General features: G+C 70.3%; 10 protein-coding genes and 1 pseudogene. 4 read left to right on the top strand and 7 right to left on the bottom strand.

The window, feature by feature from the left end; genetic code table 11:
- Nucleotides 1–67: 67 nt before the first annotated feature.
- On the top strand, nt 68–1,198 hold the full coding sequence (locus ACPT94_RS26750) for a hypothetical protein (RefSeq protein WP_360332884.1): 1,131 nt from the start codon (nt 68–70) through the stop codon (nt 1,196–1,198).
- Between the two features lie 571 nt (nt 1,199–1,769).
- Here the strand turns inward: ACPT94_RS26750 and ACPT94_RS26745 are convergent.
- The 3 genes from ACPT94_RS26745 to ACPT94_RS26735 form a co-directional block, all read right to left on the bottom strand.
- Nucleotides 1,770–2,366, bottom strand: a complete 597-nt coding sequence (locus ACPT94_RS26745) for a GNAT family N-acetyltransferase (RefSeq protein WP_360332887.1) — start codon at nt 2,364–2,366, stop codon at nt 1,770–1,772.
- A gap of 196 nt (nt 2,367–2,562) precedes the next feature.
- The gene (locus ACPT94_RS26740; RefSeq protein WP_425247054.1) at nt 2,563–3,165 is read right to left on the bottom strand and encodes a sugar O-acetyltransferase; all 603 of its coding nucleotides are present in this window, start codon (nt 3,163–3,165) and stop codon (nt 2,563–2,565) included.
- 501 nt (nt 3,166–3,666) lie between these two features.
- On the bottom strand, nt 3,667–4,098 hold the full coding sequence (locus tag ACPT94_RS26735; RefSeq protein ID WP_360332892.1) for an organic hydroperoxide resistance protein: 432 nt from the start codon (nt 4,096–4,098) through the stop codon (nt 3,667–3,669).
- Nucleotides 4,099–4,522: 424 nt separating this feature from the next.
- Between ACPT94_RS26735 and ACPT94_RS26730 the strand changes: the two genes are divergently transcribed.
- The 3 genes and pseudogenes from ACPT94_RS26730 to ACPT94_RS26720 all read left to right on the top strand — a co-directional run bounded on the left by ACPT94_RS26730 (nt 4,523) and on the right by ACPT94_RS26720 (nt 6,006).
- A complete protein-coding gene (locus ACPT94_RS26730) occupies nt 4,523–5,599 on the top strand; it encodes an alpha/beta fold hydrolase (RefSeq protein WP_425247009.1) in 1,077 nt (358 codons plus the stop codon).
- A 6-nt stretch (nt 5,600–5,605) separates the two neighbouring features.
- Nucleotides 5,606–5,710: pseudogene (locus ACPT94_RS26725) on the top strand (aldehyde dehydrogenase family protein); the annotation flags it as partial.
- A gap of 101 nt (nt 5,711–5,811) precedes the next feature.
- A complete protein-coding gene (locus ACPT94_RS26720) occupies nt 5,812–6,006 on the top strand; it encodes a hypothetical protein (protein WP_360332898.1) in 195 nt (64 codons plus the stop codon).
- A gap of 202 nt (nt 6,007–6,208) precedes the next feature.
- Here the strand turns inward: ACPT94_RS26720 and ACPT94_RS26715 are convergent, their stop codons facing one another.
- From ACPT94_RS26715 to ACPT94_RS26700, 4 genes are all read right to left on the bottom strand, one after another.
- Entirely contained in the window at nt 6,209–6,772 is a 564-nt protein-coding gene (locus ACPT94_RS26715; RefSeq protein ID WP_360332901.1) for a CGNR zinc finger domain-containing protein, read from the bottom strand.
- Between the two features lie 116 nt (nt 6,773–6,888).
- Nucleotides 6,889–8,508 carry an ABC-F family ATP-binding cassette domain-containing protein gene (locus tag ACPT94_RS26710; RefSeq protein ID WP_425247008.1) on the bottom strand — a complete coding sequence of 540 codons (1,620 nt, stop codon included), beginning with the start codon at nt 8,506–8,508 and terminating at the stop codon, nt 6,889–6,891.
- Between the two features lie 79 nt (nt 8,509–8,587).
- A complete protein-coding gene (locus ACPT94_RS26705; RefSeq protein WP_425247007.1) occupies nt 8,588–10,222 on the bottom strand; it encodes an ABC-F family ATP-binding cassette domain-containing protein in 1,635 nt (544 codons plus the stop codon).
- 240 nt (nt 10,223–10,462) lie between these two features.
- Entirely contained in the window at nt 10,463–11,290 is an 828-nt protein-coding gene (locus ACPT94_RS26700; protein ID WP_425247006.1) for an IS5 family transposase, read from the bottom strand.
- Nucleotides 11,291–11,547 lie beyond the last annotated feature (257 nt).

Here is an 11,547-nt window from a genome sequence, read left to right as displayed (position 1 = left end):
GATCATCACCCTCTACTCTTCGGCTGATCGAAACACTCACGAACACGGGGCCAGGGCGGGGAAGGCAATGACATATCGGCGAGCGGTGATACCGGCACTGGTCGGAGGCCTGCTGATCACACTGTTGCTGTGGTGGGCGGGGGCGAGCGTGCAGGCACTGCAACTCCGCGGTACCACGAGCGTGTTCGACGTGCAGTCAGCGGGCGAACTCCGGCGATGGCTCGCACCCTGGTCGTACGACCCCCCGATGGCGCTGCTGTCCGACGGGCCGGCGAGCACGGGCGGGGACGGGGCCCTGAGCGGCGGTACCCAGTACGCCGGTCTGTACAGCACGGCGATGCAGATCAGATTCGTGGCGGTTTTCGTGTTCTTCGTCGCCGGCGCGCTGCTTCTGGTCCGCAGGATTCCGCCGACACAGGGCCGTACGCCGGCCACGCTGCTCGCGCTGTGGGCCTGGGGCCCGGTGGCCGGAACGCTGGCCGTGACGGTATCCGCGCCCTGGCTGATCGCATCCCGGGGGCACGGCAGCTACCGGGTCCTGCCGCAGCTGGCGGGGGTGATCGCGTCGAGCGGGCCGGTCGTGGTCTTCGCAGCGCTGTTGACCGCCCCGCTCACGGTGCTCGTGGCCCGTATCACCGCCAAGGGTGAGGACCCGCTTCCCCGGCACAGTGTGCCGCCGCGCGCCGCCCGCCTGGCCGCGAGCGCAGGGACCGCGGTGATCGCGCTGTCGCTGGTGATCCTTTCGTACCAGTCGGTGGCGGCGTGGATCCAGACCTCGTTCGGCGGCAGAGGGCTGCTGTCCGAGCCGGGCGACCTGCTGCGCCAGTGGCTGCTGCTCGGCGCCTGGACGGGCCCGTCGACCACACCGCTCGGCGACTGGCTGCTGTACCGAGCCGCCGACGTGCTGATGCTGGCCGTGGTGTGGTGGGCGCTGCGGCTGCTGCCCGGGCTGCTCACCCGGACCACGGTGCCGGCGATGGCGGCAGGCGCGGTCTGCGCAACCGTGCTGGGGCTGCTGGCGAGCCAGGTGCTGCACATGGCGATCGACGACACGGTCACCGTGTGGGGCCCTGTGTACCTGTTCTCACCACTCGGCGAAGGCGTCCCGGCCGCCCTCACCTTCGGCATCATGGCGGGAATGGCGGCACTTGCGACACTGCGGCTGGCGGGCCGACGCGACGACAAGTCCCCCCAGTGATGGAACGGGCCGTACGCGCACTCGGCGGCCGTTCCCGCTCCTCGGCGTGGATGAGGATCGTCCCGCCCACCGAATGGCCGGCCACGACCGCGCCATCCTCAAGGTCCGCCATCTCATGCCGGATCGCCGGGCTCCACCGGGCGTAACTCGGGTCGCCCTCGTCGGGCATACGCGGGTAGCGGACGTCGTGCTCGTCCCCGAGCTCTCGCCTCAGGCTGTCGACCAACTTGTCGTCCCATTCGTCGTGCGCTCCCGCGCCGCCGCCCTGGATGAACAAGATCTGCTGCCTTGTCATGGCGATCGTCCCTCGTACCGTCGTAACGAACCGGTTTGCCACCCGCTGCTGGCCGGTGTCAACACTGGCGGGCGGGGCACATCTGGTCGAGCGCCACGTTGAAGCGCCGCCTGACGGACCTTCGGCCTCGACGAGACCGTTGAGATCCTCGCGCGGCACCGCGGCCAGCAACTGCGTACTGGGATCATCGTCGCAGCAGACCGGCTCTCGTTGTTCACTCTGTACTTCGACGCCACCGGGACCGAGCTCTTGGCGTGCAGCGGTGCCAACGCTCTCTTAGCGGGCTTCGTTCGCGTCTCGCAGTCCTACTTCAGGATCGGGTCCGATCGTGGTCCAGTTCGCCGGTTGGGCGACGTAGATCCAGTCGAAACCGTCGTACCCCTCTGTGTCGAGGTGCGGCGCTCTGCTGAGCCCGGCGCGTGTCGCCACGCGCTGGGAGGGAACGTTCGCTGGTCGAACACGAGCGATCAGCGGGAGGTCGGGCAGCTGATGGGCTGCCCAGGTGGTGACCGCAGCTGCGGCTTCACCAGCGAATCCTTGACCCCAGGCCGACGTGGCAAAACGGTAGAAAAGGTTCAGGACTCGTACCCCGTGCAATTCCATGGGCTTGATTCCGCAGAATCCGAGCTGCTGAGCAGAGCCATGACGCCGGACGACCCAGTACCCGTATCCGTACCGCTGCCACTGGTCGTCCCAGCGTTGACAGAGGGCCTCAGCCTCCTCGAACCGGCCGAGCGCGTCGGAAGGATTGTGGGAACACGTCTCAGGATCGCGGTGGATGGCGAAGATCGCTTCGACATCGGCTTTGGTTGGGCGCCGCAGCAACAACCGGGCGGTCTGCAGTTCCTCGGCTGCTGGGTTTCTGTCACGCATGTCAAGATCGTAGGACTGCGTTGAGCCGCTCCGAAAATCAGAGCCAGGCATCGCTGCCTGACCAGGACGTCCGGATGCGGTGTGGGGAGCCCGTCGGCACCGCCTGGTGACCGGTCTTGCCGACCGGCCGTCAGGTCCAAGGTGCCTTTCCGTCCCGACCGACGGTGCCGGTGGTCCTGGAGCTCCGCCGCCAGCGCTAATGCCCGGCGGTACGTGTGTTGAGCTCCTCGTCCGTGATGGGGCGGACCACCCGGCAAGGGGTTCCGACCGCGACGGTCATCGGGGGAATGCTGCGACTGACGACGCTGCCGGCGCCGATGACCGACCCGTATCCGATGCGAACGCCGGGCAGGACCACCGCGTTGCTGCCGATCCACACCTTGTCCTCGATCACGATCGGTTCCGAGAACCGTCCGAAGTCAGCGCGTCGTGAGGGATGCACCGGGTGTCCCGTCGTGGTCAGTGTCACGCTGGGCGCGATCATGACACCGTTGCCTATGCGGATGTCCACGTCGTCGACGAACGTGAGGTTCACGTTCCCGAAGAAGTCGTCGCCGATGTGGACGTTACTGCCGAACCCGGCGTGGAACGGCGGCAGCAGCACCGTGCGTTCACCGACCGAGCCGAAGATCGCGACGAGCAGCGACCGACGCTTCTCCGTTTCGCCCGGTGGTGTGTGGTTGTACTCGAAGATCTGCTCGGTGCGGCGCCGAGGGCCCTGGAACGCCGCTTCCGACTCGGTGTAGACAAGCCCCTTGGCGATTCGGGCCAGGACTTCTTCCTCATGAGCACGCGTCACAGCGGAACGATCCCTTCGTCCAACGCCTCGGGCACAGGCCCGGCGCGCCCCCGGGTCGGCCGCGCGCATCCCGAGCGTACGTGCACCGCGAAGAGGCCATGATCCCTTTCGACCCTGGATCGCCGTAGCGGCTAATGCCCCGGGGGGATCGTCACAAGTACGGCGAAGGCGAACCTGGAAGGCCGTGTCGGCGGTCAAAAAAGGGGGTTCCTGCACCCTCGGGCGAAGCTCGAAACCGCCGGACCGTACCCGAACAGCACAACGGTCACCGCCCAGCTCCAGACCCGTGTGTCTGTGGGCCATTCACGGCCAGTGAGCGTGGGCAGTTCCCCGGCGGCCCCGGAATCGGGGGATGCGTTGCCGTTGTGCCGGGGCGGGTTGGTGGGGCGGTGGGCGGTTCGGGTCATCGGGAGCATGTCCTCGTCCGTTCCCGTCCGGAGTGAGTGGGGCGGGTCCCGCGCCGGAGGGGGAGAGGCACGGGACCCGCGGTCAGGGGGCCGGTCAGGCCGCGGCGCCGGAGGCGTTGAGCGTGACGGGGATGTTGTCCCGCGTGGCCTTGGAGTACGGGCAGATCTGGTGGGCGGCGTACGCGAGTTCCTCGGCGGTCGCCTGATCCACACCGCCGAGGACGGGGCTGAGGACCGCGGAGAGGGAGAACTCGCCGTCGTCGCCGTGGGTGAGCGTGATCTCGGCGGTGATGGTCGTGCTGGTGAGCCGGATCTTGCGGGTGGCGGCGGCGCGGCGCAGGGCGCCGAGGAAGCAGGCGGCCCAGCCGGCGGCCAGCAACTGCTCCGGGTTGGTCGCGTCGCCCGCGCCGCCGAGCTCCTTGGGGATGGCGAGCCGGGTCTCCAGGAGGCCGTCGAGGGAGCGGACGTGACCGCCGTTGCGGCCTTCTCCGTCGACGTCGACATGGGCGGTGTAGGTGACTGCCATGGCTGGGGCTCCCTGTCCGGGTCGAGGTTTCGTCTGGTCTCAGGTCCGGGGAGCGCCCGATCTGTGCGTCACCGGTTGAGACGGTGATGGCATCATGATGCTTCGTCATGTCACCCGTCAAGGTGGTGACGGTGTGCGTGTAGCTGCGGCATGCAACTCCGGGGGCGGAAACAGCCGTTGGGGGCAGCCTGCATTCCCTGGGGTGTCGGCTGAGTCCGGAACACCTTGAGCACTCACCGGGGTGCGGATCAAGGTGACTTCGGTCGTCACCGGTTTGACAGGTGACGCCGTCGTGTGTGAGGGTCGTCGCAGCACAAGCCGCGGCGGCCATCGCATCCGAGGGTGCGAGCGGGAGATCTCCCGGCCGCGGGGCCGGTCACCGGAAACACGCGACCAGCGGAAGCACGCGACGGAGGGGTTTCTCATGATCAACAGGCGTACGTTCACCAAGGCGGTCGGCCTGGGCGCCGGCGCGGCCGCGGTCTCGCTGACCGGCCCGCAGACCACCGCGTCCGCCGCGGGCGGCGCGACGGCCTCGCGTACACGGGGCGGCACACCCGCCCTCACCGTGCCCGCCGTCACCCCCGGCACCCACACCGCGTTCCGCACGCTCAAGCACGTCAAGGCGGGCGTCCTCGACATCGGTTACGCCGAGGCCGGGCCCGCCCACGGCCCGGTCGTGCTGTGCCTGCACGGCTGGCCCTACGACATCCACAGCTACGTCGACGTCGCCCCGCTCCTCGCCGACCTGGGGTACCGCGTCATCGTTCCCTATCTGCGCGGCCACGGCAGCACGCGTTTCCTGTCCCGTCGCACCCCCCGCACCGCCGAGCAGTCCGCCGTCGCACTCGACATCGTCGCCCTGATGGACGCCCTCAAGATCGAGAAGGCGGTGCTCGCCGGGTTCGACTGGGGCTCGCGCACCGCCGACATCATCGCGGCCCTGTGGCCCGAGCGCGTCAAGGCCCTTGTCTCGACCGGCGGTTACCTCGTCACCAACGTCAAGGCGCAGCAGGAGCCCGCCGCCGCGGTCGTCGAGCACAACTGGTGGTACCAGTGGTACTTCGCCACCGAGCGCGGCAAGAAGGCGATGGAGAACGTCGACGAACGCATCGCCCTGTGCCGCTACGTGTGGACGCTCGTCTCACCCGGCTGGGACTTCGACGAGGCCACCTTCCAGCGCACCGCCCAGGCCTTCAGGAACCCCGACTACGCGGCCATCGTCCTGTACAACTACCGCTGGCGCATCGGCCTGATCGAGGGGGACCGCCGCTACAGCCGCTACGAGGCGCAGCTGGCCGCCCAGCCGCCGGTCCACGTTCCCACGATCACCCTCGACCCGGCCCTCGATCCCTTCACCCCGGCCGGTGACGGCTCCGCCTACCGCGACCACTTCACCGGCCCCTACGACCACCGCACCATCGCGAACATCGGCCACAACCTGCCGCAGGAGGCGCCGACCACCTTCGCGCAGGCCGTCGTCGACGCCGACCGCCTCTGATGCTGCGCCTTCGACGGCCCGTTCGGCGGCTTCAAGGCCAGCGGCATCGGCCGCGAGTACGGCGCGGTGGGCCTCGGCACCTACACCGAGTACAAGACCGTCACCATCTGACGCCCGCCGATCCATCCGGCGACACATGTGTGCACACCCTCTCATCCGTCACCGTGCTGATCGGTGACCCAGAAGACGATCGACGAAATGGAGCACGGGTCATGAACAAGGAACTCGCGGCGGACACCGCCGCGGCAGTGGCGCGGCGCGCACGCTATGGCAGGCTCCCCGAGCGCGTTCGCCTCGAGGACATGACCGAAGAGGTTCAGGGCGCGCCGGGCAGGGGCGATGCCTCGTACGACGCCGAGGGCTCATGGAAGTACTACTCGTGCCTCGCCCTCGACCTGGGCCTGTAACCGGCCCTCAACGCGCCGGCCGGGGCACATCGCCTGGACGGCGGCGGGCTCGTCCTGTGCCTGCTCCGGCAGCCGGGACGGGTCCGCGCAACCTCGGTACCGCTCGTGGGCGGTGGTGGCGCAAGGCGCCCACATCGAGGACCACCTGCGGATGTGCCCGGACACATGGGCTCGCCGGACGGGCGCACAGGTCGCCGCCGGGTCAGCTCCCGGCCGCGACGGGCGCCGTCTTCTTGCGGGCGCGGTAGGCCGCCGCCTTGATCTTGTTGCCGCAGGACTCCATGCCGCACCACTGCCGCCGCATGCCCCGGGAGCGGTCGATGTAGACGCGCGTGCACTCGGGGTTGCCGCACTCCTTGAGCAGCGGGACGTCCGGGCCGCTGAGCAGTTCGACGGCCTGCCGGGCGACGGTGGCCAGGGCCTGCCCGGGTGTCGCGTCGGTGTGCCGGCCCGCCAGGGTGAGCTGCGGCGTCGCCGGGACCTGGCGCGCGGCGGCGTTGAGCACCGCGAGGGCCTCCCGGTCGAAGTCCTCGCCGAGACGGCGGTTGGTGACGAGCCGGTAGACGGCCTCGCGTACCGCGATCGCCTCCCGGACGTCGTCCTCCTCGCCGGGCATGATCGTGTCCACGAGCCCGGACTCCAGGTACCAGGCGGTGAGCCGGTCCGGCGTCGCGAACATCTCGAACCGGGTCGAGCGCCGGGCGCGCAGCGTGGCCGCGAAGTCGAGCGCCGGATGCCCGCACACGAAGACATGGTCAAGATTCACATCACCATCTTGACAGGTGACTGTGGGGAGGCGCAAGGCTCGTCGCTGCCGCAGCCGGTGTCAGCCGCGGCCCACCCCGGGGGACCGGCGTCCCGTCCCCCTCCGGCTGCGCCCTCTCACGGCTCCAGCCGCAGCTGACGGCCCTGCCACCGGCGGCGCAGCCAGCGGTCGTGGCTCGCGACCACGATCGCGCCCGGGCCGCTGCCCAGCGCCGCCTCCAACTCGTCGCACAGGCGCGGCGAGAGGTGGTTCGTGGGCTCGTCGAGCAGCAGCAGCTGGGGCGGCCGCGCCATCAGCAGCGCCAGTGCCAGCCGACGGCGCTGCCCCACCGACAGCTGCCCGACCGACTTGTCCAGGTCCGCCTCGGCCAGCAGACCGAGGCGGACCAGCGGCACCCTCTCGGCCCGTTCCGGCCCCAGCACCAGCGCGTAGGTGTCCCGGACCGTGCGGTCGGGCCGGTCGAACACGGTGTCCTGCGTGAGCAGCCCCACCGTCAGCCCGCGCCGCCTGCGCACCTCGCCCTCGGCCGCGAGACGTCCGGCGAGCACCGCGAGCAGGGTCGACTTGCCCGCCCCGTTGCCGCCGGTGACCAGCAGCCGCTCGGTCGCCGACACCTCCAGGCCGGACAGCGCGAGCCGCCCCGGCACCCGTACGTCGTGCAGGGACACCAAGGGTTCCGGGCCGTCCTGCGTCCGCGCGGCCGGCTGCGGCGCCGCGAAGCGCAGCGGGGTCGGCGGTGCGGCGACCCGGGTGCGCTCCAGCTCGTCGAGCCGCCGGCTCGCGTCGCGCACCCGGCGGGAGACCTGGCTCTGCACGCGGCCCGCCCGGTGGCCGTAGCCCATCTTCTCGTTGTCGCGCGGCCCCCGGTCCGGTGCGACCCGGCGCGCGGTCACCCCCGCCGTGTGCCGCAGCCTTTCCAGTTCCTCCTGCTCCTCGGCGTACCGGCGCTCCCAGCGCTCCCGCTCGGCGCGCTTCTCGCTCACGTAGGCGCTGTAGTTGCCGCCGTGGCGGACCGGTCCGTCCACCGCCGGATCGAGGTCGATCAGGTCGGTGCACACGGCGTCGAGGAAGGCCCGGTCGTGGCTGGCGGCGACCACGACCCCGGGCAGGCCGCGCAACTGTTCCTCCAGGAAGGCGGCGGCGCCGTCGTCGAGGTGGTTGGTCGGCTCGTCGAGCAGCAGCGCCGGCGGACGTCGCACGAGCAGCGCCGCCAGGGCCAGCCGGCCGCGCTGCCCGCCGGACAGCGAGCCGAGCGTCCGGTCGTGGGCCAGCGCGCCGAGACCCAGCCCGTCCAGCACCAGGGCCGCCCGGCGGTCGGCGTCCCAGGACTCCCGGTCCTGGGTCTGCTCCAGCCGCCTGCCGTACGCGTCGAGCAGGTCCGGGTGGCCGGGGTCGTCCTCGGGGAGGCGGGCCAGTTCCTCACTGAGCCGTTCGAGCTGCGCGAGGTCCTCGCGAGCCTCGCGCAGTGCCTCGTCCAGCACCGCGGCGATGGTCGACCCGGTGTCGTACGGCATCTCCTGGTGCAGGAAGCCGAGGTCGGCCGGGCGCGAGACGCTCCCGGCGTCGGGTTCGTCCAGGCCGGCCAGCACCCGCAGCAGGGTGGACTTGCCGGCGCCGTTCTCCCCGATCAGGCCGATGCGGTGGCCGGGGGACGCGGTCAGGGAAACGCCGTCGAGGACGCGGCGGCCGCCCAGGTCGCGGACGAGGTCATGGGCGAGCAGAGCGGGCTGGGGCACAGGGAACCGTCCAACGTGATCGGTGGTGCGCCCGCCGGGCACGGGGCCTCGGACGCGGGCCGCTGCACACGCCGGCGGCTCACACCGCGGGGGCTCCCGTCTCCTCGAGCGTTCCGTCGGCCAGCCGCAGCCAGCGGTTCACCCCGATCCCGGCGAGGAACCGCTCGTCGTGGCTGACCGTCATGAACGCGCCCCGGTACGAGTTGAGCGCACTCTCCAGCTGGCCCGCGCTGACCAGGTCGAGGTTGTTGGTCGGCTCGTCGAGCAGCAGCAGCTGCGGGGCCGGTTCGGCGCACAGGACGCAGGCCAGGGTGGCACGCAGCCGTTCGCCGCCGGAGAGCACACCGACGGGCAGGTGTGCCCGGGGGCCGCGGAACAGGAAGCGCGCGAGCAGGTTCATGCGCTCCGCCTCGGGCCGCTCGGGCGCGAACGCGGCGAAGTTCTCCGCCACGGTGCGGTCCAGGTCCAGCAGGTCAAGGCGCTGCGAAAGACAGGCGATGCGGCCATCGCCACGCTTGATCCGCCCGCTGTCCGGGACGAGTTCGCCGGTGATCAGCCGCAACAGGGTGGTCTTGCCGGCACCGTTGGGCCCGGTCAGCGCGATGCGCTCGGGCCCGCGCACCCAGAGGTCGACGCCGCCCCCGGTGAACACGGCCTTTCCGCCGTGCCGGACCTGCATGCCCTCGCCGAGGAAGAGGTTGCGTCCGGCGGGTACCTGCGTGTCGGGCAGGTCCAGGACGATGCGCTGCTCCTCGCGCAGCGCGCGCCCGGCCTCGTCGAGGCGAGCCTCGGCCTCGCCGACCCGGGACGCGTGCGTCTGCCCCGCCCGGCCCGCGGACTCCTGCGCGCCGCGCTTCATGTTGCCGGCGAAGATGCGGGGCAGCCCGGCGTTCTTGAGGTTGCGGGCGGCGTTGCTCGCGCGGCGCTCGGCGCGTTCGCGGGCCTGCTGCAGCTCCCGCTTCTCCCGCTTCAGCTCCTGCTCGGCGTTGCGGACGTTCTTCTCGGCGACCTCCTGCTCGGCACGCACCGCCTCCTCGTAGGCGGTGAAGTTGCCGCCGTAGAAGCGCAGTCGGGTGCTGCCGAGCTCGGCGATGCCGTCCATGCGGTCGAGCAGGGCGCGGTCGTGAGCGACCAGCAGCAGTAGGCCGTTGAAGTCCGCCAGCACGTCGTACAGCCTGTGCCGGGCGTCCCGGTCGAGGTTGTTGGTCGGCTCGTCGAGCAGCAGGACGTCGGGGCGCTTGAGCAGTTGTGCGGCGAGGCCGAGCGAGACGACCTGGCCGCCGCTGAGCGTGCTCAGGCTGCGGTCCAGGGCGAGTCCGGCCAGACCGAGACGGTCGAGCTGGGCGCGGGTGCGCTCCTCGATGTCCCAGTCGTCGCCGATGGTGGTGAAGTGCTCCTCGCTCACGTCGCCGGACTCGACGGCGTCCAGGGCGCGGATCACCGCGGCGACGCCGAGCACCTCGGCGACGGTGAGGTCACCGGTCAGGGGGAGGCTCTGCGGCAGATGACCGAGCGTGCCCCTGACGGACACCGAGCCGGTGGCGGGCCGCAGTTCGCCGGCGATCAGCTTGAGCAGAGTGCTCTTGCCGGAGCCGTTGGGGGCCACCAGTCCCGTGCTGCCGGTGGTCACGGTGAAGGACAGGTCGTGGAAGACAGGGGTGTCGTCGGGCCAGGCGAACGACAGGTTCGAGCAGACGATGGCGGCGTCGGACATGGAAGCGACCTCGAGAGGGCTGGGGGCGAAGACAGCTCCGCCCCGGGCAGACATGGGGAAGAGGGGTACGACGAACGGGCCACTTCGGCGGCGCTTCTTCAGCGCGTCCGGTGGCCGTCAGATCCGGATCTCACCCGGAGATGTCGTCGTCACCCACCACGTCTGCGACTCCTCGATACACGGTCTACGTCACCGGCAGCTTAGTGAGCGTTTGGCTCTCGGTTGTCTGTTTCATTTTGCTTAGGTGTCGCGCCAGTTGGGGGTGGCTTCGTGGGTGAGGCGGCGGGTCATGAGGTTGATGGCGGCCAGTTGGATCATGGCGGCTGATCGGTGGGGGTGGGTTTCGTAGTCGCGGGCGAGGCGGCGGCGGTGGTGCATGAGCCAGCCGAGGGTGCGTTCGATGACCCAGCGGCGGGGCTGGACGTGGAAGCCGCGGGCGGTGGGGTCGCGTTGGACGATTTCGAGGTCGATGCCGAGGTGGGCTGCGTGTTCGACGGCTTTCGTCTTGTAGCCGTTGTCGGCCCAGGCTTTGGTGATGGTGGGGTGGCGTGCGGCGATGTCGGTGAGGAGCTGGGTGCCGGCGGCGGAGTCGTGGACGCTGGCGGCGGTGACGGCGACGGCCAGGAGGAGGCCGAGTGTGTCGGTGACGATGTGCCGTTTGCGTCCGATGATTTTCTTGGCCGGGTCGACGCCTTGGCTGGTCAGGTGGACGGTGGCGGAGGTTTTGATGCTCTGGCTGTCGATCAGGCAGGCGCTGGGTTCGCTTGAGCGGCCTTCGGCCTGGCGGACTTTGCCGCGTAAGAGGCCGGTGAGCTGGTCGAAGATACCGTCGGCTTCCCAGTGGGCGAAGTAGCCGTAGACGGTCTGGTGGGGCGGGAAGTCGTGGGGCAGGTAGCGCCAGGGGATGCCGGTGCGGTCGACGTAGAGGATGGCGTTCATCAGGGCGCGCAGGTCGTGGGTGGGTTTGCGGATGCCGTTGCGGGCCTGACGCCAGGCTTCGAGGGTGGGCCGGATGAGTTCCCACCGGGCGTCGGACAGGTCGCTGGGGTAGGGCCGTGGGGGCTGCATGATGCTTGCGTATGCGGTGGCAGCTGGTCTGAGCAGGGCGTGTGCGGGGGTGTCGGGTGCATCGGGGCGTGCGTTTTCAATCCCGCGTGAACCGGTAGCTTTCTAAACCAGACAGGAGCTCTCGTAAGGAAACCGGCGCATTGCGGCTTTGCTGATTGCCGCAGAAGCGACTTTCCCGACGGATCGCTTGGTTGGGCGCTCGGCCTGGCCCCTGAAATTCGCCATGAACTATCCGACAAGCGAACCAAACGCTCACT

Origin of the sequence: Streptomyces aurantiaciflavus (genome assembly GCF_049808595.1) — a bacterium.
Taxonomy (GTDB): domain Bacteria; phylum Actinomycetota; class Actinomycetes; order Streptomycetales; family Streptomycetaceae; genus Streptomyces.
Note: the sequence above shows the minus strand (reverse complement) of the source record. Positions and strands in the feature narration are given on the sequence as shown.